Source organism: Coprococcus intestinihominis, from assembly GCF_040096555.1.
In the GTDB taxonomy this organism is placed as follows: domain Bacteria; phylum Bacillota; class Clostridia; order Lachnospirales; family Lachnospiraceae; genus Coprococcus_A; species Coprococcus_A intestinihominis.
This window is the reverse complement of the sequence record NZ_JBBMEK010000549.1, coordinates 1-503: the sequence shown is the minus strand read 5'-3', so window position 1 is coordinate 503 and position 503 is coordinate 1. Positions and strand designations below refer to the sequence as shown.

The following is a 503-nucleotide window of genomic DNA, read 5'->3' as shown; positions in this document are numbered from 1 at the left end:
CGATTTCGGAACGTGCAAAAGAGATCTGGGAACGTATTGCACCTGATTATGGAATCACACTGGAAGAATGGAATCATGATGTTGATCATGTGCATGTTATGTTTCGGGCACAGCCAAAATCAGAACTCAGTAAATTTATCAATGCGTATAAAAGTGCAAGCAGTCGTTTGTTAAAAAAGGAATATCCACAGATCAGGGAAAGACTTTGGAAGGAAGCATTCTGGAGTCAAAGTTTCTGCCTGTTGACAGCGGGTGGTGCACCGATTGATGTTATCCGTAGTTATATCAGCTGGGAGTCAATCCCCCAGCTGATATGGCCTCCGGCAGGATTGCAGAGGTGCGCAGTAGAAGTATGTCATGCAATTGCATGACGCGCACCTTGCAGCAAGAATGCCGAGGCATTCTTGAACGAGAAGCAGGGAGAGAAAAAAAGATGAATATAGCTTACCGTTTTCGTATATATCCAAACAGAGAACAGGAAGTCCTGCTCGCCAAAACATTTG

The 503-nt window shown here is 44.3% G+C and carries 2 protein-coding genes; both read left to right on the top strand.

Going from position 1 to position 503, the window contains the following annotated elements; translation table 11 throughout:
* Positions 1 to 371, top strand: a 371-nt coding sequence (gene tnpA / locus WMO25_RS18780; protein WP_349086774.1) for an IS200/IS605 family transposase, incomplete at its 5' end; no start/stop codon positions are given.
* Positions 314 to 503: helix-turn-helix domain-containing protein (locus WMO25_RS18905; protein ID WP_353963883.1), on the top strand; the 190-nt coding region annotated here is incomplete at its 3' end. The genes tnpA and WMO25_RS18905, both read left to right, overlap by 58 nt.